The 19,366-nt window shown below is 42.3% G+C and carries 19 protein-coding genes and 1 pseudogene; 12 read left to right on the forward strand and 8 right to left on the reverse strand.

The genetic code is table 11. From position 1 onward, the window contains the following. Nucleotides 1–34 precede the first annotated feature (34 nt). Both rpsN and J7I96_RS08340 read left to right on the forward strand, forming a co-directional pair. Nucleotides 35–304, forward strand: a complete 270-nt coding sequence (gene rpsN, locus J7I96_RS08335) for a 30S ribosomal protein S14 (protein ID WP_214773148.1) — start codon at nucleotides 35–37, stop codon at nucleotides 302–304. Next, nucleotides 282–554 carry a hypothetical protein gene (locus J7I96_RS08340; protein WP_214922511.1) on the forward strand — a complete coding sequence of 91 codons (273 nt, stop codon included), beginning with the start codon at nucleotides 282–284 and terminating at the stop codon, nucleotides 552–554. Before rpsN ends, J7I96_RS08340 begins: the two co-directional genes overlap by 23 nt. 274 nt (nucleotides 555–828) lie before the next feature. Here J7I96_RS08340 and J7I96_RS08345 read toward each other — a convergent pair. Together J7I96_RS08345 and J7I96_RS08350 are read right to left on the reverse strand one after the other, a co-directional pair. Beyond that, a pseudogene (locus J7I96_RS08345) lies at nucleotides 829–2,480 on the reverse strand (alkaline phosphatase). A gap of 176 nt (nucleotides 2,481–2,656) precedes the next feature. Then, complete coding sequence (locus tag J7I96_RS08350) at nucleotides 2,657–3,061, reverse strand: VOC family protein (protein WP_214922510.1); 405 nt, start codon at nucleotides 3,059–3,061, stop codon at nucleotides 2,657–2,659. 296 nt (nucleotides 3,062–3,357) lie between these two features. On the opposite strand from J7I96_RS08350, the gene J7I96_RS08355 reads away from it, so the two are divergent. From J7I96_RS08355 to J7I96_RS08365, 3 genes are all read left to right on the forward strand, one after another. Further along, on the forward strand, nucleotides 3,358–3,627 hold the full coding sequence (locus J7I96_RS08355) for a DUF1292 domain-containing protein (RefSeq protein ID WP_034310405.1): 270 nt from the start codon (nucleotides 3,358–3,360) through the stop codon (nucleotides 3,625–3,627). Between the two features lie 223 nt (nucleotides 3,628–3,850). After that, nucleotides 3,851–4,279, forward strand: coding sequence for a cell wall hydrolase (locus J7I96_RS08360; RefSeq protein WP_214922508.1), 429 nt, complete (start codon nucleotides 3,851–3,853; stop codon nucleotides 4,277–4,279). 146 nt (nucleotides 4,280–4,425) lie between these two features. Beyond that, nucleotides 4,426–5,892 carry a PAS domain-containing sensor histidine kinase gene (locus tag J7I96_RS08365; RefSeq protein WP_214922506.1) on the forward strand — a complete coding sequence of 489 codons (1,467 nt, stop codon included), beginning with the start codon at nucleotides 4,426–4,428 and terminating at the stop codon, nucleotides 5,890–5,892. Between the two features lie 37 nt (nucleotides 5,893–5,929). Here the strand turns inward: J7I96_RS08365 and J7I96_RS08370 are convergent, their stop codons facing one another. Further along, nucleotides 5,930–6,922 (reverse strand): NADPH:quinone oxidoreductase family protein, encoded by a 993-nt coding sequence (locus tag J7I96_RS08370; protein WP_214922505.1) that lies wholly within the window; start codon nucleotides 6,920–6,922, stop codon nucleotides 5,930–5,932. Between the two features lie 162 nt (nucleotides 6,923–7,084). Between J7I96_RS08370 and J7I96_RS08375 the strand changes: the two genes are divergently transcribed. Further along, nucleotides 7,085–7,525 carry a peptidylprolyl isomerase gene (locus tag J7I96_RS08375; protein WP_053536682.1) on the forward strand — a complete coding sequence of 147 codons (441 nt, stop codon included), beginning with the start codon at nucleotides 7,085–7,087 and terminating at the stop codon, nucleotides 7,523–7,525. Nucleotides 7,526–7,596: 71 nt separating this feature from the next. Here J7I96_RS08375 and J7I96_RS08380 read toward each other — a convergent pair whose 3' ends face one another. Beyond that, a complete protein-coding gene (locus tag J7I96_RS08380; RefSeq protein WP_214922503.1) occupies nucleotides 7,597–8,535 on the reverse strand; it encodes an oxidoreductase in 939 nt (312 codons plus the stop codon). Nucleotides 8,536–8,642: 107 nt separating this feature from the next. Continuing rightward, nucleotides 8,643–9,413: a sulfite exporter TauE/SafE family protein gene (locus tag J7I96_RS08385; RefSeq protein WP_214773154.1), complete on the reverse strand. Its 771-nt coding sequence runs from the start codon at nucleotides 9,411–9,413 to the stop codon at nucleotides 8,643–8,645. Nucleotides 9,414–9,630: 217 nt separating this feature from the next. Between J7I96_RS08385 and J7I96_RS08390 the strand changes: the two genes are divergently transcribed. Then, on the forward strand, nucleotides 9,631–10,413 hold the full coding sequence (locus J7I96_RS08390; protein ID WP_214922501.1) for a TrmB family transcriptional regulator: 783 nt from the start codon (nucleotides 9,631–9,633) through the stop codon (nucleotides 10,411–10,413). Between the two features lie 65 nt (nucleotides 10,414–10,478). Here J7I96_RS08390 and J7I96_RS08395 read toward each other — a convergent pair whose 3' ends face one another. Next, nucleotides 10,479–10,832 carry a hypothetical protein gene (locus J7I96_RS08395; protein WP_214922500.1) on the reverse strand — a complete coding sequence of 118 codons (354 nt, stop codon included), beginning with the start codon at nucleotides 10,830–10,832 and terminating at the stop codon, nucleotides 10,479–10,481. Nucleotides 10,833–10,999: 167 nt separating this feature from the next. Between J7I96_RS08395 and nagZ the strand changes: the two genes are divergently transcribed. Both nagZ and J7I96_RS08405 read left to right on the forward strand, forming a co-directional pair. Then, on the forward strand, nucleotides 11,000–12,235 hold the full coding sequence (nagZ, locus tag J7I96_RS08400) for a beta-N-acetylhexosaminidase (protein WP_214922498.1): 1,236 nt from the start codon (nucleotides 11,000–11,002) through the stop codon (nucleotides 12,233–12,235). A 91-nt stretch (nucleotides 12,236–12,326) separates the two neighbouring features. Then, nucleotides 12,327–12,515, forward strand: a complete 189-nt coding sequence (locus J7I96_RS08405; RefSeq protein ID WP_034310424.1) for a hypothetical protein — start codon at nucleotides 12,327–12,329, stop codon at nucleotides 12,513–12,515. Between the two features lie 404 nt (nucleotides 12,516–12,919). Here J7I96_RS08405 and J7I96_RS08410 read toward each other — a convergent pair whose 3' ends face one another. Beyond that, the gene (locus tag J7I96_RS08410; protein WP_034310428.1) at nucleotides 12,920–13,321 is read right to left on the reverse strand and encodes an SET domain-containing protein; all 402 of its coding nucleotides are present in this window, start codon (nucleotides 13,319–13,321) and stop codon (nucleotides 12,920–12,922) included. 282 nt (nucleotides 13,322–13,603) lie between these two features. Next, nucleotides 13,604–15,229 (reverse strand): M4 family metallopeptidase, encoded by a 1,626-nt coding sequence (locus J7I96_RS08415; RefSeq protein WP_214773158.1) that lies wholly within the window; start codon nucleotides 15,227–15,229, stop codon nucleotides 13,604–13,606. A 444-nt stretch (nucleotides 15,230–15,673) separates the two neighbouring features. Here J7I96_RS08415 and J7I96_RS08420 point away from each other — a divergent pair, with 444 nt between their 5' ends. From J7I96_RS08420 to J7I96_RS08430, 3 genes are all read left to right on the forward strand, one after another. Further along, on the forward strand, nucleotides 15,674–17,155 hold the full coding sequence (locus J7I96_RS08420; RefSeq protein WP_048683255.1) for an amino acid permease: 1,482 nt from the start codon (nucleotides 15,674–15,676) through the stop codon (nucleotides 17,153–17,155). A gap of 242 nt (nucleotides 17,156–17,397) precedes the next feature. Then, nucleotides 17,398–18,498: a CaiB/BaiF CoA transferase family protein gene (locus J7I96_RS08425; protein ID WP_214922496.1), complete on the forward strand. Its 1,101-nt coding sequence runs from the start codon at nucleotides 17,398–17,400 to the stop codon at nucleotides 18,496–18,498. Between the two features lie 245 nt (nucleotides 18,499–18,743). After that, entirely contained in the window at nucleotides 18,744–19,268 is a 525-nt protein-coding gene (locus J7I96_RS08430; RefSeq protein ID WP_214922495.1) for a hypothetical protein, read from the forward strand. The last annotated feature ends 98 nt before the right edge of the window (nucleotides 19,269–19,366 follow it).

Below are 19,366 nucleotides of genomic sequence, written 5' to 3' on the forward strand. Positions count from 1 at the left end.
CATACATTCAAGATCTTAAAAAAGGAGAATATAAATGGCGAAAAAATCCAAGGTGATAAAAGCGCAAAAACAGTTGGCAATGGTCGAAAAGTATGCAGAACTTAGAAAGGAATTGAAGGAGAAAGGGGATTATGCCGCATTGGCCAAACTCCCTCGTGATTCCTCGCCTACAAGGGTTCACAATCGTTGTGGAGTAACGGGGAGGCCCCGTGGATATATGCGCAAATTCAACATGTCGCGTATCGTTTTTAGGGACCTTGCTCATAAAGGGCAACTGCCGGGTGTCAAAAAGTCAAGCTGGTGAAGCGGGGAGTTCTGAATCATTCATAAGAAAAGGGCCCATCAGTTTGGCGACAAAAGGGGGATGGAGTCCGAATAAGGGGCATTGTAGTGCTTGTTTATACGGACGAAACCTCATTAGATTGAAGAAATTTGCGACACTCCTGCCGAAAAACTGGTTAGCCGAGACCCCACAGGCGCATGCGCCGAGGAGGCTTGGCAGACAGTCGGCGGAAAGGGAGCGGATTTCTGAAATCAACTGGAATGTTTTCTAGAAAAAACTGAGGGCTGTCTCATCCCAACTTATATTTAAGACTAGTTTATCCTTTAAGTTTTTCACCTGTAATCCCCATAAGATTGAAGAAATTTGCGACACTCCTGCCGGAAAACTGGCTAGTCGAGACCCCACAGGCGCTTGCAGTGAGGAGGCTTGGCAGACAGTCGGCGGAAAGGGAGCGGAATCTGAAATCAACTGGGACTTTAAATAACTTGTTTACAGTCTGAGGAGCCCTTGTTAAAAACAAGGGCTCCTTCTTTCAAAAGTGTTGCTTACTTGACTGCCTTTAATGCTTGTTCGGATATATAGAAGTCTTTTCCGTTGTAAACGGTGATCGCATTAATTTCTTTTTGTTTAGTGGATTTAGGAGTCTTGCTGATAACGATATTCTTATTTGCAGGCAACTCCACTTTTTGCTGCCCCTTTTTCGCTACGAAAACCGGGTTATTCGGGTCTGTAACATCAATGCGGGTTGTATATCCTTTTTTCTCAAAGGAATCTTTGGCATTCATGTATAGTTTGTTCGATAATTTTTGTAAATTGAAGCCCATGAATTCGGCCATTTTTTTAGCGAGGTCTGTATTCTCCACTAATCCAGTCGGTTTTGAAGGGCCATAAGAATACAGGAATACGTCTTCCCCTGTATGACCGCCAGTTGTAAAGCCAATGTTGGCACGGTTAGCAAGCAGCTTTGTCATTTCAGCACCTACGTTTTTAGAATAGGTAAGTTTTGCTGTTTCTTCAGAAGTCAGATTATCCAGTCCATACAGTGCTGCAACTTCTTTCAGATTGGAATGATCTGGTTTTAGCTTACTTAAGGCCCCTTCAACAGTCATTTTCGCTTTCTTTAATGGATCGATATAAGCTGATACGGGTGTTTCCGGGTAGGAGGAGTTCGTGTTTACGTTACCCATTGTAATTCCGCTGTTCCCATGGTCCGTTACAGCAATGACCATCGTGTTTCCGTCATTTTTTGCAAACGTAAGGGCTTCGTTCACGGCATCATCAAAAGCTAAAGTATCACTAATCATTCCGATCGTGTCGTTTCCGTGAGCAGCCCAGTCAATCTTGCTTCCTTCAACAAATAAGAAGAAGCCATCTTATCTTTTTTCAAGGTTTTAAGGGCTTTATTGGTCATTTCAGCTAAAGTGGGTTCACTTGGCTTTGTTGTTTTACGATCTAAATCATATGCCAGGGCGCTAGGTGCAAAGCTTCCCCAAATTTTATTCGATTTGGATTTTAACAGCTCGTCACGGGTTTCAACAAAATCATATTTGTCTTCATCGAGCACTTCCAAAAGGTTTTCTCCATCAATTCTTGCATTTTTTGTTTTACCTGGTAAAAGGGATTCTTTGCCCCCTCCCAAAACGACGTCAATCCCCTGATAAACCTGCTGTTCCGCAATATCACCATAATTGCTTCGATGTGTCACGTGAGCGGAGAAGCCGGCAGGTGTAGCATGCTGGATTTCAGATGTAGAAATGATGCCAGTAGCCTTTCCAGCTTGTTTCGCACCCTCCAAAACGTTAGCGACTGGTTTATGGGCATTTTTCGGATTAACTGGATCGAGCCCTGGAGAATTAACGATGGTTGGCAGGACACCGACAAATTTATCATTTGATTTATTTCCTGTCGCAAGCGCTGTTGCTGCAGGAGCTGAGTCGGTGATCGCCGATTCAGCCGAGTATGTACGCATGCCGCCAGACAGCATTTCGTCCATGGCTAGATTATCGCCTTTATACCACCTTGAAAGGGTTGTGGCTCCTGTGCTTGTTCCATCCATCACCATCATGATGACGTTGGTTGGCTCTTTTTTCTTGTCTTTAGCCTGAACATCTTCCTTCATTGTTGAAATACCTAGTGATGATATGGCCACCGCGCCCGCTAAAGTAATTCCAGCTACCTTTTTGCTCACTTTCCCCAAAATGCATACCTCCAAAAATATGATTACATTTAGGATAAATGCAGTATATTAAGAAATTACTTCATATAAGTAAAGAAAGGATTTTTATCTGTAAATTTTGTTTGAAGTAGCCACTTGCAGAGTGAACGTTAAAAAAAGCAGAAGTCTACAAGACTCTGCCTTTTTAGGATGGTTTTTTACCTTTGGAAAAATTCAATCCACTCTTTTTCCGGCCCATATACGTAGAAATAGCGATAACCATTCGGAAGGGTGACAATCACTTCATCAATCAGTTCGGTGTTATCCAAGCTTTTGATCCGGGCATATTCTTCTTCGATATCATCAACGGTAATGGCAAAATGGTGGATCGTTGCTTCGGAGGGAAGGGTGTCGCTATATCCCTGAATCAATTCTATTTCTGTTTCGTCCGACTCTTCGTAACCGAGGAATGCCAGTTCGATCACTCCATTAGTATGAGTCATGCGTTTCTTTAATTTCAAATCCAGCACATCTTGATAAAAGGCGATGGACTTTTCGAGATCTTTTACAACAACGCCAATGTGATCGACCCTTTTTACAGCCAAGAAATCTTCCTCCTTCATTAAATCCGGATACAACTTGCTAAAGCATATATAAGATTATTCGGAATTAAATTACTTTTTTATAGCCGTTTTTAGATATTTTTTAAAAATGATGGTAATAAAGGAGGAAAATTGGTAAATGATAAAAGGTGACAAATTGGTATAATACTTTTCTTCCGTAGTATCTCTTGATAGATTCTTTTCTTTGGGAGTAAATGAATTCATCATTTTCCAGGGCAAAAATTTGTTTCTAAATGGAATAGCCGATATACTATGGAAACAACTCCATTATTAATGGATAGGAGAGGAGAGGTAGTATGGGAAAAATTCGTGAAGGTGAAGTTTTCACTCTTACTGATGACAGTGATGAAGGCCATGAAGTTGAGGTTTTAGGTTCATTGGATGTAGAAGGAACGGAATATGTTGCAGTAGGCTTGCTTGAAGATATTGAAGAGGATACGGATGAAGATATCGATATTTTCTTTTTCAGGGTCGAAGGCGAAGGTGAACTGCTCGATATCGAATCGGATGAGGAATTCGAAAAGGTATCATTGGCGTTTGAAGCGGCATTTGAAGCGAAAGAATGACAAGATAAAAGACGGCACAATGTGTGCCGCCTTTTTTATATGTATAAGGAAAGTACCGGCCCCGCCTTCGCCAAATACCATGATAGCCACGCGTGCTATCCAGCCTTACTTAAGTATAGGGTTGTATTATTGATAGGACGTGTACACCGTATGAAGATTTTGTTAATAAACGGAGTATTTTTCCATCTCATAGGCATAGGATAAAAAAAGTGGAGGTGATGGAATGGCCGTTGTAAAGCACACTGATGCCGATATAGCCTTATTGGCAAGATTGCTTAGGGCGGAAGGAGAGGACGAAGGTGATCAGGGCATGTTGATGATCGGTAATGTAGGGATCAATCGGATTAGATCGAATTGTTCCGATTTCAAAGGGCTGAGGACGATTCCAGACATGATCTATCAGGAGCATGCCTTTGAAGCTGTACAGAAGGGGTATTTTTATCAGCGGGCAAGGGACAGGGAAAAAAGACTTGCACGACGAAGTGTAAATGGTGAAAGGATATGGCCCTCGAAATTTAGCCTATGGTACTTCAGGCCACAGGGAGATTGTCCGGCAACCTGGTATAATCAGCCCCTGGTTGGGCGTTTCAAGCTCCATTGCTTTTATGAACCAACAGGTACAGAATGCCCGAATATTTATAATACATTTTAAGGAACAGGCTGAACCTTACGGGGGTTTAGCCTCTTTGTGCATCAATCCTTAACTTGTATAAAACATATGATAAAACTGGCAAATGATTTACTGATACTGTAAAATTGAGACTGTAAATTTCCGGATAAGAAAGGAATAAAAAATTGATGAGTAAAAAGCTTATTGATTATGGACAAGGGCAAATGGGAGAACAGCCGGAGGATAGTACCGGGAAATTCAAGTCTTTCATGGAGAACAACCCGGACGCCATTTCCATTGTTGATCTGGAAGGAAAGACCCTTCAGGTGAATGCAGCTTTTGAAGAGTTTTTCGGATGGACGAATGATGAGCTCATTGGCATGCCGTTTCCAATTATTCCTGATTTCTTGAAGGAGTCAGTCAATGAATTGCATGACCAAATTAAGGCTGGGGTACAAAAGAAAGGCTTTGAAACGGTCAGGTTAAGGAAGGATGGCCAGTTAATCGATGTAAGCATCTCCCTGTTTAATATCCGCGATAATGAAAATGAGCCGTGCGCATTGGTTTTCGTTTATCGGGATATTACGAATCAAAAACTTGCTGAAGCTGCCTTGAAGGAAAGTGAACAAAGGTATCGCAGTTTAGTGGAGGTGTCACCTGAAGCGATTTTTGTACATCGCAATGGGATCATCGAGTATATGAATCCCATGGGGGCAAAAATGCTTGGGATGGATAGTGTGGAAGATATTATCGGTAAATCGGTTTTTCAGTTCGTCCACCTGGAGTCCCGGGAAAGTGTACAAAAAAGAATCGAAATCATGAGGGACGATCATCAGGCGGTCGGTTTACTGGAACAAAAGTTCATTCGGCTTGATGGACAAGAATTTTATGGTGAAACACTCGGTCTTCCGATTATTTATAATGGGCAACCAGCCATACAGGTATTCTGTAGGGATATTACAGAGCGTAAAAAAACCGAAGAGCTGCTCTGTAAATCCAATATGTTATCGGCGGTAGGACAGATGGCTGCAGGCATCGCACATGAAATAAGAAATCCATTAACTACGGTCAAAGGGTTTTTGCAATTATTAAGGGAAGACCCTGAGCAAAAGGACTATCTTGAAATGACGGTCAGTGAAGTTGAAAAAATCGAAATCCTGGCCAATGAGTTTTTAAGTTTAGCAGAGCCTGAAGCGAAGGTTTGTGAATTCATTCAGCTTAATGAGATATTGGACAGTGTGGTTACGTTAGCCGAGTTTCAAGCGATATTGAATGATGTCGAAATCATCAAGGCATATAATACGGATTCGGCATCTGTCTTTGGCGAACCGAATCAGTTAAAACAAGTATTCACGAATGTCGTCAATAATGCGATAGAAGCCATGCCGAATGGCGGCAAACTTCATATACAGTTAAACCATGAAGGTGACTTTGCGATGATCCGGTTCATTGATCAAGGCTGCGGAATTTCAAATGAGCGCATGAAGCATCTAGGGCAGCCTTTTTATAGCACATCTGAAAAAGGAACAGGGTTCGGGCTCATGGTCAGCACCAAAATCATCCATGAACATAATGGGGAAATTCATTTCACCAGCGAAGTGGGAGAAGGGACGATTGTAGATATCAGTCTCCCTATCAATGAAAGTTCACAATGAAAAGTGACGAGAAGCCATGCTCTCGTCACTTTTTGGTTCAAAGTTTAAGGATCGTCCTGCCTCTTGCTTCCCCTTTTAGTAGGGTAGGAAGGACGTCAGGCAATTCCTCAAGTGTAATTTCCTGTTGAACGAGCTGTTCCAAATCCTCCAGTTTAAAGTCGGTGGCAAGGCGATGCCAAACTTTCAATCTTGTATCCATCGGGCAATTGACCGAATCGATCCCAAGTAGATTAATACCTCTTAGGATGAATGGAAAGACGGTGGCAGGAAGGCTTGTCCCGGCTGTCAATCCGCTGACCGCCACAGCTCCGCCATACTTGATTTGACTAAGGACCGAAGCTAACGGTTCACCGCCGACGGGATCTACCGCCCCGCTCCACTTCTGTTTGCCCAGAGCCCGCAGCTTGCCATCATATACATCTTCACGCGATACAATGGTCGCCGCACCGATTGCCTTCAAATATCCATGTTCCGATTCCTTTCCAGTACTCGCCTCAACGGAATAGCCAAGTTTGGAAAGGATCGAGACGGCAAAACTGCCGACCCCGCCAGTTGCACCAGTGACAAGAACGCTCCCTTGCTCAGGTGTGAGGTTATTTTCTTCCAGCCGCAGTACCGATAGTGCTGCAGTGAAACCGGCCGTTCCGATGATCATCGCCTCTTTCATTGTTAGGCCATCAGGAAGCGGGACGACCCACTCTGCAGGAACACGGGCAAATTGACTATAGCCCCCTGATTGGGAAACGCCAATTCCGTAGGAGGTCGCAATGACTTCGTCTCCTTCTTTAAAGCGGGAATCCTCAGATGAAATGACAACACCAGCCATATCAATTCCCGGAACGATCGGATAGCTGCTGACAATGTTTCCATTTGGAATAGAAGCAAGGCTATCTTTATAGTTCACACCGGAATAATGGACACGGATGAGCACTTCGCCTTGAGGTAGATCATCAAGTGATAGCTGCTGAATGTTAACGGTGAATTGATCATCTTGCTTATTCACGACTAATGCATCAAATTGCTGAATCATGGTTCGTTCCCCCTTATAATAATGAATCTACCCCATTATAAAAGAAAAAATAGAAGAATGTATAATGATACAATTCGAAATAAGTAGCGCTTCCTTTTCTTTCTGCTTCTAAAAATGGTACTATTAGATTTGATTCAGTTCATATTAAAGGAGATGTTTAACATGGCTAAAAAAGGATACATACTTATGGAAAATGGGGAAAAAATCGAATTCGACCTTTTCCCGAACGAAGCACCTAACACAGTGGCTAACTTCGAAAACTTGGCAAACACAGGATTTTATAATGGCGTAGTCTTTCACCGTGTAATCCCTGGTTTCGTAAGCCAAGGCGGAGATCCAACAGGTACAGGCGCAGGCGGAAGCGGAACGCAAATCAAATGTGAAACAGTAGGAAACCCTCATAAACATGAGGCAGGCAGCCTATCTATGGCACATGCCGGAAAAGACACAGGCTCAAGCCAATTCTTTATCGTGCATGAACCACAACCGCATCTTAACGGTGTTCACACAGTATTCGGTAAAGTGACATCTGGACTTGAAACAGCCAAAGCTATGAAAAATGGCGACAAAATGGAAAAAGTCGAAGTTTTTGACGCTGAATGATGGAAGCGAAAAGAGGGGGCATTATGCTCCCTCTTTTTTTTTGCGCTGTTCATGAGCGAAATTATATAAAGTCATTTAGGTGTGATGCTTTCAGTGAAACGATAGTTGACCCCTGTCAAAGTTTCTGAAATATCCCATAATCTTTTCGATGTTTCTTCATTATATAAGGTGTCGATGATCTTGTCTTTTCTGGGAAAACCTTTTCTTCCCTTCTTTCCATCGGGTCCGATATACTCCCCGCCTGTCAATGAAGGTTCCGTTGCGGCATAAAGAGTAGGCAATGCTCCCATACTTGCCGGCTGGGTAATGGTTTTGGAAAGAAAGTGCACGAATTTATTTATGGGTTTGCCAGAACCGCGGGACATGAGATTAGTATGGGAAAGGCCCGGATGACAGGCAAGACTGATCGGGGTTGCGCCATGCTGGTTGAATTTATTTTGTAATTCGCGGGCGAAGAGCAGATTGGCCAGCTTGCTTTGCCCATAGTATTTCATTGGTTTATAACCGTTTTCACCATTTAGATTTTCGAAGTCTATATATCCATTGATGGCGGCCAAGCTGCTCAATGTGACCACACGCGATTTTGGCGTAGAAAGGATACACGGAAGTAGTAGGCCTGTCAAAGCGAAATGACCGAGGTGATTGCAGCCGAATTGCAGCTCGAAGCCATCCTTCGTCCTACTGTAGGGCGGAATCATCACACCTGCGTTATTGATGAGGACGGAGAGAGATTCATAGTTTTCCTGAAAGGAAGCGGCAAAATGCCGAATGCTGCTCAAATCACTTAAATCCAGCTCCATCACACGTACATTAGCCTTTGGGTGGACCGATAAGATTCTATCGACCGCCTTTTCACCCTTTGAAGCATTCCGGACCCCAAGGATGATCTCTGCCCCCTTACCGGCCAGTGCAAAAGCCGTTTCGAAGCCAAGCCCGCTATTTGCACCAGTAATCACAATGGTTTGCCCCGATACATCTGCCATTTCTTCGCCATTCCACTTTTCAATCATCCAATCACACCTTTCCACACAGTCTTTACCTATCATATACCCAAATAATTCCTATATGTCACATTCTGTGCGGGGAACAGTGTGCTGTCGTCTATTTTTTTAAAAGTTTAGCCGCCCATTAAGTAATCCATTATATTTTTCACGATCAAAATGACGGTCACGATGATAAATAATACTCTTACATATGCCACTCCTTTCTTAATGGCAAATTTAGAACCGGCCAACGCTCCTGCTATCATGGAGATCCCCATTGGGATTCCGTAGGAAAAGTTGACGATATCAAGGAATATGAACATGATCAGTGCCGCCAAATTACTTCCAAAGTTCAAAAATTTGGCATTTCCTGCAGAGTGCAAAAAATCAAAGCCAATCATTAAAAAGGCAAACAAAATGAAGGATCCCGTTCCAGCGCCTAAAAAGCCATCATAAAAACCAATGGCAAATATAGCGAACGCAAATAGTGCAGCCTTTTGCCATGTGAGTGTATGGTAAGTCGACTTCTGGCCCCAGTCCTTTTTAAAAAAGGTATAAATGGCAATAGCTATTAATAGAACCAAGATCATTGGCTTTAATAATTCAGGCGAGACGAAATTGACAACCCAAGCTCCCAGCAGGGAACCTATGAAAATCAATGGGAAAAGTTTTGAAACCAATTTGAAATCAACCTTACCTGAGCGAATGAAGGCAATGGTGCTTGTTAAAGACCCCATGGAACTTGCTAACTTATTCGTAGCGATCGCTGCTGACGGGGAAAGTCCTGAAAATAATAAAGCGGGTATCGAGATCAGGCCGCCGCCGCCGACCACGGAATCAATGAATGCTGCCAAAAATCCAAAAAACATCAGCAGCAAAAGTGTCGAAATATGTATATCTTCCATCCAAGAAGCCTCCGTATCAATGGCATTATGGCTGAAATGCTTGTTTTGCTGAAGCCATAAACCACGTTTTATTATATTAGTCACTATTTAAATAGTAACTAATGTGGACCGTCCTGTAAATAAGAATATTTGAGTCATACTGTTTGATATCGAATAGATTTCGATAAGAGATTTGGTATGATAGGCATATAACTTACTAAAAGCACTAGGAGGTACTATGCAAGATATCATTCAAAAACTACAGTCTCTCGGGTTTAGTCAATATGAAGCAAAGGCTTATGTTTCTTTGGTTCGCCAAGGACCAACCAGTGCCTATCAAGTAAGCAAGGAGTCAGGGATTCCAAGGGCACGCATCTATGAAATATTAAATGGCCTGCAAGAAGAAGGAATCGTCTTAAAAGAGGAGATCAATGACTCGATAAAATATTCACCGCTGCCAGTCGATATTTTTTTGGAATCGGTTCAATCAAAATGGGACAATACCTATCAATCCATCAGCCATACATTAAAGCAATTCGAGAAAAACGAACCGAAGTCAGACAATCGTGTAATGACGCTTAAAGGTGAAGGGCACATCCTTTCCTTCTGCCGTACTTTGATTCACAAAGCCGAGAAAAGGGTGGTGGTTTCCCTGTGGGACGAGATGTATGGAAAACTTGAACAAGAGCTAATAGGAGCCGCCGCGCATTGCACGCTCAAGGGGATTGCATTTCAGGTTGAAAAACCATTATCAGGTATAGATATACATCGCCAAACAAGCTATGTGGAAAATATCGGGGAAAACAAATGGTTCATCTTATCCATTGATGGCAAGGAGACGATTTACGGCCCTTCGCCCGAAACGAGAGAAACGGCGTTCTACACAGATGATCCCATTCATATCAATTTTCTCGAAAATTATATTTGGCATGATATCCTCGTTAACCGCTTGGTTAAAAAGGATGAAGAGGATGCCGAGAAATGGATTTCAAGTGAAAGAGACCGTTTTTTCTCCCTATAAGATATGAAAAAAAGCTGATAACCCCATATGCAGGGGAGATCAGCTTTTTTATTTTTGTACCGGAGTCATTCGGATAAAAGGGTTTTAGGAAATCTAATGGCCGTGGGCAAGCTGGATTTATCTCGATAAGACCTGTAAGACACAATCGTATGATTATGCGCTTGAACATCCAACTGGAGAACCTGTGAGCTTTTCATTTCCAAATAGTACGTAACGTCTTCTTTTTGTAAATGATAAAAGGAAAAAGGTATCCCTAAAAGGCTTTTCCTGATTAGTTTTGTTTCGGGCTGATTGATGATATGCTCACTCAATTCAGCTATCGTAACAGAAGTTGTTCCTGTAATGGCTGTTATTTTTTCTTTTGCATAATCGACTGCATGACTGAAAGTGCCGGCAATGTTCTTCAAGATTCCGTTCATGGGTGCATCTCCTTTGAATTAGGCTATGTATGTAGTATTATACGCGGTTAATGGTTTATGCAAAAAATCGGCAATGATGATATAGAATCGTCACTTTATGAACATGATTAAGAAGTGTGCGACAAAATCAATAAAATGGGAATCAAGAAAGGACAGAAGGTCAAAGAATGAGGAATAAAAAAATATTTATGGGCCTGCTTTTCATCGCAATCCTCGCTTTTTCAGCCGTGTTCATTCAGATGAATATGGATGGCAATTCCAGAGCGGAAAAAGGGAAAGGCGCCGATGCAGATAATCATGAGAGAATAGAAAAATTGCTGAATAGTATGACGCTTGAAGAAAAAATCGGACAGCTTATGATGGTCGGTTTCAAGGGAACTGAAAAGAGCGATGAAATTACCGAACTCATCGAACAAAAACATATAGGGGGCGTCATTTATTTTGACCGCAATATGAAATCACCTAAACAAGTGGCCCGGTTATCCAACTCGCTCCAGCAAACGGCCAATCAAAGTGCACATTCGCTTCCGTTGATGGTGGCCATCGATCAGGAAGGCGGGGACATCATCAGGATGAAGGAAAGGGTATCGCCCCTCCCTGCACAACAGGATCTTGGTAAAAATGCCTCTATTGAAGACATGTACAAGGTGGCCAGATTGAATGGGACAGAACTGGGATCCATGGGGATTAACATAAATTTTGCCCCTGTACTTGATCTATCAAAAACGGATAAACGTTCATTGGGGCAAGATCCGGAAAAGGTCTATCAATACGGAAAGAAAGCCATTCAAGGCTTGAATGATGTATCGATAACGGGTGCATTGAAGCACTTTCCCGGCAACGGACGCAGCGAAATCGATCCGCATGTCGAAACTTCATCCGTGGAGGCCAACCAACTGGATCTGGAAAATTCGGATATCTATCCCTTCAAGCAAATCATAAGTGAAATGGATAACCAAAAGTTTTTCGTGATGGTGACCCACATTAAATATCCGGCCTATGATAAAGAAAAACCAGCAAGCCTTTCTAAAATCATCATAGAAGACCTGCTTCGGGGGAAGCTCAAATATGAGGGTCTTGTCGTCACCGACGATTTGGAAATGGGGGCTGTGAACAAGTATTTCTCCTATGATGAGATGGGGAAGCAGGCAATCCTCGCAGGAGCTGACCTTTTGCTTGTCTGTCATGAATATTCCCATGAGCTTGAGGTATATAACGGGTTACTGCAAGCAGTAAAAGCAGGGGAAGTTCCAATGGATAGAATTAACGAGTCAGTGAAAAGAGTGCTGACATATAAACTTAACAACATGAAGCAAACGAAAGCTGACCCGGATCAAGCGGAAAAAGTCGTGAAAAATCCCCAAAGCATAAAGTTCATCGAAAGCCTGAGCGGGGATGAATAAACGCGAAACCGCTCTCTCCAAAGGATGTTTTTGTTTAATTCAGCCCGTAGAGGGAACACTATATAGGACTAACTTGAAGGAGGAAACTAACATGCCATCAAACAAAATGCTTGGAACCGTCCTGATAGGAGCAGCCGCATTTTTAATGCGCAATAAGAAAACCCGTGAAAAAACTATGAGTCAAATAAGATCTCTGGCCACCCCGGAAACCATTGATAAGGTGAAGAGCCAATTCCAATCAATAACCAAAACAAAATCAAGTAACCCTTCCGTACGTTAAGGTAAATTGACCCCATTAGTTATTCTTAATGGGGTCAAACTATAGACAAATTAGAGAACTTTCCGCCGACTGTCTGACAAGCCTCCTCGACGCAAGCGTCTGTGGGGTCTCGTCTAGCCAGTTATTGAGCAGGAGTGTCAATCTAGAAAGGGTTCCATGCCAACAGATAATCAAGTTTAAAATCATGGTTCGGGGTGCAAGCATTCCGAAATCAAATTGACCCCATTAAGTTTTCTTATTGGTTTTTTTTTATTGCTTAATATTCTCTTAGTAAACAACTAATACGATTTAAAATCACCGTGAAACCTTCAAGCTGGTGAAAGGAAAAAGGAAAAGCACTCGTTTCTTTCGAAAACCATGGATAGGCATTCAAAAGTACAAGTGCTTTCATGAGGGATCAATGATCATTCAGCTTCATCTTCGCCGTCATTTTCTTTATTGAACCAAAGCGGGTCCTCATTATCGACTTCACCATTATAATTAATCAGGATTTCTTCTCCTGCTTTTATGTCGGTGTAAGCAAAGAAATCAAACGTATGATTCTTGAAGTTTATGTCATACGTAGCGTTGGGTGTATAAGAATGATTAAACAGCATGCCATAGCCTAAAAGCATGGCAGTATGGTTAATTCCATATTCAAACGCATAATCAGCCAGCAATGTCTTCTCAATGAAAACATGCTCCTCGTTCGGATATGCAATGACAGGTGCCTCATGCAAAAGCTCACCTTTTTTAATATCTCGTGTTGCGAATACGCCTCTATTGAACTCGCCATCACTGAGTGTGGAAGTTTTAACTTCAATCATGTTCGTCACCTACTTGTTCTATTCAATATAGTCCAGATCATCTAAGCTTGACAGTTAATAAGAAGAAAAGCAACTATTTTACGGAATTAATCATTTTCAGTAAAAGAATCAGTTTGTTTTTATTGAGGCTCCAACTGTACCGTAGGACGGAATTCTTCGCATGAAGGACGAAAAAAGGGAACGAACGTCCGAAATGATCCTCGGATGGTAGACCGATACATAAGAAAAAACACCTCCGCTAGCAGGGAAGCTAGGGAGGTGTTTGATATATAGGTAAATCTCTTAATTCACACCGACAGCTGTAAAGGCATTTTTGACAGCTGTGACTTCTGCACTGCTTGAACCGTATAAATCAGAGGCCGATTGTATGACCGCCGCCCTTGCTTGTGAAAAAGTCGACGAGGAAGTTAAATATGTTGTGTTTGCCCGATAAAAGATGGTTCCTAGTTTATCAATGCCGATTCCGGACACACTCACGCCATGGTGGGTTCCGCCTGCAGAGATTAAATAAGCTGCCTTATTAATGATCCCGCTGTTCGTGTGGACTCCGCCATTATCACCCGTTCCTGTATAACGGTCCGAATAATGGTCAGGGTCCCCATTCAATGTTGGATTAGCCATCGAGCGGAGTGCATCACCTGAAATGTTAGGTGTGTAAATATCTTCCCCGACCAAATAATCGGCTTTGGCACTTTGATTCTTAAATTCTACGACCGTGCCAAAAATATCAGATATGGCTTCATTCAAAGCACCGGATTCATATTGATAGGTAAGGTTCGATTCTGAGGAAGTGACGGCATGCGTCAATTCATGTGCAACGACATCGAGACCGCCGGACAATGGGATGAATGTAGTGCCATCTCCATCACCGTAAACCATTTGGGTGCCATCCCAGAAAGCATTATTGTATCTTGAGCCATAATGGACGGTTGATTTCAGGATGGTTCCATTACCATCATAGGAGTCCCGGCCAAATGTGGATTTGTAATAATCATAGGTTTTACCCGCATAATAATGGGCATCCACCGCAGCTTTATCGGCAGAAGCAGTAAAAGCATTTGTTGTGTTGGAAAAGAGTGTACCAGGCAATCTTGAACGGTTATTGGCGTTATACGTGTAGATGCCTTTACCGCGTGTATTGTCTTGTAAGTAGTATTGACCGTTGGATAAGGTAGTGTTCAGCGACACCGTATTGTTTAAGACGCCAGTGCCCGTTCCGACGGAGTTGGTCCCGGTCACTTCATCCAGTGTATTATATTTATTCAGGATTTTACCCGTTTTGACTGAAATGAAATAATTATGATTTCCTGGTTCCGGACTTAAGAATTTCAAATTGACTTTATATACATAATCGGCCTTGCCTTCATTTGCGTATACATACAGGTCAGATTCAGGTGATTGCTCGTAGGCAGGGGTGAACCCCAGATCCGCTTCAGCTATTTTGATAGCTTCGGATTCACTGATGCCTTTTTTAGCCTTTTTCCCTAATTTCGTGTTTAGATTGGCTTCAACCGTACCGGACACGACGGTCAATACACCTTTAGCGTCAATCAATACGGCTTGTGTGGAATTCCATACAGGTACGCCTTTATAGGTTTGTTGCAATTTAAGGACGGTATTGCCCAGTTCATCCTTGCTCTCTTTCTCGATCGTGAAGGAGTCCTTCGCCTTTTGCTTTTCTAGCTTGTAAGACTTTTTGTTTTCATCAAAAAAGGTAAGAATGATATCTTCTGCCGTTTGCTTTGAGGGGTCTGTAAGCTTCCCAGACTTGTATTCTAGCGAATCCCTATGCTTATTGTACTTTTCAACACTTAATACATTTTTTGCCGCTAAAGCTTCTTGATGGGGAATAGCAGAAAATAATAGACCGATGGATAGTGCAGTTCCTAAAAATACCTTACCTTTCATAACACTCAACTCCTTCATGAGAATATCTCATTTTTACATCGTTTCGTAATTATTATCAAATAGAGAAAACTCGCAAAAAATATGACATTTAAAGGAATAAAATGGTGAAAAATGGATTTTAATAGAAATATTCTTTGATTATATTCTTTTAGTAATATTTGTTAAATGTATTTAAATTAATCCAAATGAATAAATGTGCAAAAAAACATTGCATAAAGTGCAAAAAAACATGGCGTAACGTGCAAAGAAATTTGTCTATTGAGGGCATTTTTTTTGATAATTTGTTGAATAGTGCGCTTTGTAAAACTGGCATGAAAATTGCATATATTCAGAAAAGGAATTCGAATTGTAAATTAGGTCTATTTGAGAGTCTATGAAATAGGAAAATTTATTAAATGATTTCCCCATATATGAAAGCGCTTATATAGAAAGGGATGAAAAATTATGATACCAAAACAAGAAAATGACATCTTGCATCCTCCAAAGCAAGAAGAACAAGGGTTAAAGCGCGGTTTGAAATCCCGCCATTTAACGATGATTTCCATTGGCGGGGCTATTGGTACCGGGCTGTTCCTCAGCAGCGGTGCAGCCATTCATACAGCTGGGCCAGGCGGGGCATTACTTGCTTATGCCTTAGTTGGGGCAATGGTGTACTTCGTGATGACGAGCTTAGGGGAATTGGCAGCCTTTATGCCGACAAGCGGCTCTTTCAGTACCTATGGATCGAAATTCGTCGATCCGGCATTTGGTTTTGCCTTGGGATGGACGTATTGGTTCAATTGGTCGATGACGATAGCCGCAGAGTTGGCAGCCTCGACAATGATCATGAAATTCTGGTTTCCGAATAGTCCATCATTGTTATGGAGTTCATCATTCTTGGTGCTCATTTTCCTATTGAACTATTTATCCGTTAAAGGATATGGTGAAGGGGAATACTGGTTTTCCTTCATAAAAGTAACCGCCATCGTTATTTTTATTATCGTCGGGCTGCTAATGATCGTCGGCATTATGGGCGGCGAAGCGGTAGGCTTTAAAAACTTCACCGTCGATGACGCTCCTTTCCCGGGCGGGTTCATGGGTGTCTTCATCGTTTTCATAGCGGCGGGCTTTTCTTTTCAAGGTACTGAAATTGTCGGTGTGGCGGCCGGGGAAAGTGAAGATCCTGCACGGAATATACCGAAGGCCATTAAAAGTGTCTTCTGGAGGATCTTGCTCTTTTACGTATTGGCAATCTTCGTAATAGGACTGCTTATCCCATATACGAACTCAAGTTTGCAGGGTGATAACGTCATGGTAAGTCCATTCACGCTCATTTTTGAAAAAGCTGGAGTCGCCTTTGCCGCTTCGCTTATGAATGCCGTCATTTTAACAGCGGTATTATCTGCAGGTAACTCAAGTCTATATGCATCAACTCGTATGTTATACTCAATGGCAAAAGATGGGCAAGCACCGCGTATTTTTGCAAAACTTAATAAACGCGGCGTACCGGTTGCAGGCATGATTTTGACATGCTCCATCGGCATGCTGGCCTTTTTAGCCTCCATATTCGGCGATGGTAAAGTGTATATTTGGTTAATGAATGCCATCGGAATTACAGGATTCATCTTTTGGCTCGGCATTTCCATCAGCCATTACCGTTTCCGGAAAGCGTTCATCGCTCAAGGCCATTCATTGGAGAAGCTGCCATATAAGGCATTATGGTTCCCGATCGGACCGATCTTTGCCATTTTAATCGGCATGATCGTCATCCTGTCCCAAAATATCCAAGCTTTTTTCTCAGACCATATCGATTGGGGCAGTGTTGTAGCTGCATACCTGGGAATCCCGCTTTTCCTTGGTCTATGGCTTGGCTATAAATTTGTAAGAAAAACTAAATTCGTAAAACTTGATGAAGTCGAATTTGACTTTGACAAAAAATATGAATGAACGAGCTTTAAGTAAAAGCAGCCGGACAATGCAGTTTTAAATTGTCCGGCTTTTCCTTGTTTTCTATAGGCTATCATCAAAAGCCAGGAAGCTGATTCCTGGCTTTTAATTTTTATTAAATGGGAATTTATACAAAAATCATGGTAGGTGTTATATGATAATCGTAAACTCGGCTAAATTGCATGTACGGAACGACTGGAAGGCTTTTACTATTTTCAAGGGAAAGGGAAGGTGCACGCCTGATGACCTTATTGACTCATTTAAAAGTATTGGACTTTTCAACGTTACTGCCAGGCCCATTTGCCACTTTGATGCTAGCGGATTTAGGAGCGGATGTTTTGAAGGTGGAGAGGCCGGGGACAAAGGATTCATGGGGTGTGAACCAATATCTTAACAGATCGAAGAAGTCGATCACACTGGATTTAAAACAATCCGAGTCTATCGAATCCGTAAGAAACCTAGTTAAGGAATACGATATCGTCATTGAACAATTCCGTCCAGGTGTCATGGAACGTCTGGGACTGGGGTATGGGGCATTAAAATCGATCAACCCGAAGCTGATTTACTGTTCCATCACGGGCTACGGCCAGACTGGTCCTTATAAAGACCGGCCGGGACATGATATCAATTATATTTCGATAGCAGGCTTATCAGGCTATTCCGGTACGAAAAAGGACGGCCCGGCAAAAAACGGAACCCAAATAGCAGATCTTGCCGGAGGCTCACTGCATGCTGTCATCGGAATATTATCTGCAGTCATACACAGGGAAAGAACAGGATTCGGCCAAGCCATCGACATCAGCATGACCGACTGCAGTTTTGCCTTGAATGCCATATCCGCACCTCTGAATTTACAAGGGGGCCTTGAACTTGAACCAGAAAAACTGATGCTGAACGGAGGGTCTTTTTATGACTTTTACGAAACGAAAGATGGACGCTATTTTTCGGTAGGCAGCCTTGAGCCCCCTTTTCGAAAAGCATTATGTGAAGCGATCGGTGCACCCGAATTATATGAACTGAGCATGGAAAGCGATGAAGAAAGCGGAATCAGGTTTAAAACGGCCGTCCGATTTGCTTTCCTCGAAAGAGATTTTCATGAATGGCAGGAGATATTCGCTGATTTCGAGGCCTGCGCAGAACCAGTGCTGACCTTCAGCGAAGCGGCCGAACACCCCCAGTTGAAGGAGAGGGGAATGATCGTCGAGGTACCTGACGGAAAAGGAAATGTCCAGAAGCAAATCGCCTGCCCGATCAAAACATCGGTTTTCACCCCTGAATATAAACATGCAGGCTTGAGGCCAGGACAAAACAACACAGAAATCCTTCGCACCCCCAATCGCTAAATAAAGATGTAAAGGCTATCACTTTTCCGAGTTTTCGGAAGGTGATAGCCAGTTTTTTTTTGAATGCCGAAAAAGAAGGAGGAGGGGCGAAAAAATCGTTCCAAGATCGAAATGGAGCGGAAGGAGAACAATTATCCTCTTATCACTTGTGGAAGGCAACATATTATGACTGTGAAAATTTACTAGTTATAAGCAGTGTGGGCAGGGTATCAGAGTAGCATCCTGGTAAGGAGGGTTAGTTAAATATGTTTGGTCTCTCTGATATCATTAAATTTCTATTTTCCTTTTTTTTGATCATGCCGATCGTTACATTGATACATTTGAGCGGGCATATTTTCTTCGTTACGATCTTTGGGGGATCGGAAAAGAAAATATTGATCGGCTGTGGCAATAAGCTTTTCGCCTTTCGGAACATAGAGGTGAGGAAATACTATTTTTGGAATGGGACTTGCGAGTTCAAGGGATTGAAACATGATAATCGATTGACGAATACGCTGATCTATTTAGGAGGAGCTATCTTTAATTTAGTCAGCATGCTGATCATATATAGCTTGGTGTATCAGAATATCCTGGACAGCTCGGTAATCTGGTATCAATTTATCTATTTTTCTTTCTATGTTATGTTTTTCTCCTTGTTTCCGATGTATTTCTCGGACGGATCGCCTAGTGATGGGAAGGCTGCGGAATTGGCCTTGAGGAACAGGCTGGAAGATAGGGTTACGGATGATATATTCGTGAAGAAAATGGAGGATGATGATAGCTGCAAGTAAAAGGGAACGTGCTGGTGGCCGTTCTTTTTTTGTTTGCTTTCAGTTTTAGGGTTTTAAGTATAAACCTAATCGACACGCTTATATTGAAGCCGATTAGG

The organism is Bacillus sp. ISL-78 (assembly GCF_018613455.1).
Classification (GTDB): Bacteria; Bacillota; Bacilli; order Bacillales; family DSM-1321; genus Peribacillus; species Peribacillus frigoritolerans.